The 2,404-nt window shown below is 58.0% G+C and carries 3 protein-coding genes; all 3 read right to left on the bottom strand.

Annotation, left to right across the window (positions count from 1 at the left end):
• A partial coding sequence (locus ACEW8G_RS15470; protein WP_373489290.1) for an exonuclease domain-containing protein occupies positions 1 to 472 on the bottom strand: 472 nt, incomplete at its 3' end.
• A 198-nt stretch (positions 473 to 670) separates the two neighbouring features.
• Positions 671 to 1,369 carry a hypothetical protein gene (locus tag ACEW8G_RS15465; protein ID WP_373489289.1) on the bottom strand — a complete coding sequence of 233 codons (699 nt, stop codon included), beginning with the start codon at positions 1,367 to 1,369 and terminating at the stop codon, positions 671 to 673.
• A gap of 644 nt (positions 1,370 to 2,013) precedes the next feature.
• Positions 2,014 to 2,404: hypothetical protein (locus tag ACEW8G_RS15460; protein WP_373489288.1), on the bottom strand; the 391-nt coding region annotated here is incomplete at its 5' end.

Here is a 2,404-nt window from a genome sequence, read left to right as displayed (position 1 = left end):
ACGGTGCACCTTGAAGTTGGGGATACCGGCGCTCGAGCCAGCCAATCTCAAATGTAGCATTATGCGCTACCAGCAGATCGGCCCGCGAAAGCATTCCCATAACCGTTGCGTCGGGAATGCTCTTGCCGCTCAGATCCTGTGACCGGATTGACGTGAGCATCGTGATCCGCGGGTCCAGCGTAATGCCCGGATCCTCGAACCAGGCGATCGGACCAAAATGGTTGAGGACTTCACCGTCATCACCTACCCACACAAGCATCAGCGCCAGCTGGATGATTTTGTCTTCCTCGGGGTTGAGCCCGCTCGTTTCCAGGTCAACCAGCGCCACGCACTTTCCATCGGGCGGGCAGCCGTCATCCGGCATGTTGCTGAAGGCCGGCGGCACCGCCCGCAGCACTCGATAGCCGGGATGGCGCTCGAGACGCATCGCGCGGCGTTCGAATGTGGGATCCAGGTGTTTGGTATTTATCATTACGGCTTCTCCTGTTGGTGAAACCGGCGAGGCTGGCCGAGCTGACTGCTCTTTTTTCCCTTCACCTGCCGGTTCACGGCAGATGTTCTCCCAATCATTTCTTCTTCCGCGACCTGGGGACAGGGTCGCTTTTCCTGCTGCGGCAATAAAAAAGGGCGGCCTCTCTGGAGAAGCCGCCCTTGGTCGGGCTGCGCCTTGCTAGGCTGCCGCCTCATCATCATCGTCTTCCGTTTCCAGATCATACCGGGTTGTGTCGATCGGCAGATCGGTTTCCCAATGGTCCTCGACCTGCGTATTGGCCAACTGCTCATCTGTTTTGGCCTGTTCGACCGGCTTCCAGTTCTCGCCTGCGAGCCGGATGAGTTCGACATTCATGGATTGCAGCGCCTCGCCCTTCCCTCGCTCGGTTGCCAACTGCGTCTCCAGGACTACCAGCTGACCGCCCGCAAATTTCAGCTGCTTCTCCAAGGACGCGATGCGCTCATCTTTCTCCGCCACTTCCACCTGCAAGGTGACGACCCTCGTCTCGAGCGTGGCGACCTTCTCCCGGTAGAGACCCTTATCCTTGCCACATTCCTCCCGATATTCGGCGACCGCTTTACCCGTCATGCCACAAGCGTAAGCAAGGATTTCCTGCTTTGAGAGTTCGAGCCGCTGCGCGAGACCTTCCCGCAGCTGCAGGGGCGCCATCTCTGCATGGAGTACGCCTTCTTCGATCCGGCGCTTCTTCCAGTCGGCGAACTTTTCATAGAAGGCCTGATTTGCCCGGGTCATGCCCAAACGGGTTGCCACCTGGTTGGCGTTGACCTTTTCTATGTCATTGCCGAATTCGCGCAGCGTCTCGTCCGCGGCGCCATCGTGTATAGCTTGCGTGATAGGGTTCTCATTTTTTGGCACAGGCATTTCCCTCGATATTCGCTGTTCAGCGAATGCAGCGAAGGTTCGCTGGATTCGCTGGTTCGCTGAAATCCACCGCTTGGGCCCGATCGGCCCAGGCGTTTATCGAGGGAAAGGGTCTGGTTCTGGCAGAATGCGGCGAGCGAGCGCAGCGAATGCACCTCCGCCGGTTGCATCTGTGCCGCTGGCGTGAGCATCCAGAAATGCCAACTTGCGCCGATAAGCTGCAAACTTGGTTGCAACAACAAGCGCTCGCTCGCATGCCGCATCTACGGCGCTGCAGAGCGCAAAGAGGGTAATGCCCAAGATGGCGAGAATGATAGCTGTCATGGTCGTAGTGACGATATAGCCGTTCCTAGAGTTTTTTCTAGGCTCCATTGTCTAATGTGCAGTTTTAGGACAGTCCCGTCAGGCCTTGTTGAAGTACCCGCCCTTATCTTGGGCCTTTGCTTTCAGGATTTATCTAAGCATTTGCATCAGCCCCGACGGAGCGTTTGGGTAGTGGGCAAGGCAGGGCACGGGCGTCGCCGCGCTACACGCAGGCAATATCCGCGCGATGCTATGCTGCGCTATCGCCATCAGGACTGGTATGACAAGCCGGCGGCGGAAACCCGCCGCGAGTTCACCGGTCGCAACTGCGGCCTTCACAGGCCCTGTCCCAATGCATTGTCTGGTCGAGGCCATTTACCAAAGGATTGTCTGTCCTGCGCCCTGATCGTGCCGCGATAGGCAGTGTTGAATTTGCCGTCCGTGCATTTGAGTGCGAACGTCTCTTCCCTGCTCAGTTGCGCAAAGATGACCTCACGATATTCCTTAGCCTTCTGCTGCGAATAGGTCGTCCGGGTCACGGTATATGTCCCCCGGTCTAGGATTGAGATATTCTCGCCATGGGAGTTCGAGCGGTCGAACATTTCATCGGCGATCGCACCCGCCAGTTCGCCATCGCCGCGCTCCCGCGCCGCTCGCCATGCCATGACATCCGGTCGAGCACTGGGATCAATACGAAACCTGTCGGGGCGAAGCCGCGATACTTCG

Origin of the sequence: Blastomonas sp. (assembly GCF_041747255.1) — a bacterium.
In the GTDB taxonomy this organism is placed as follows: domain Bacteria; phylum Pseudomonadota; class Alphaproteobacteria; order Sphingomonadales; family Sphingomonadaceae; genus Blastomonas.
The sequence above is the reverse complement of the archived record's forward strand: the minus strand, read 5'-3'. Positions and strand labels throughout refer to the sequence as shown.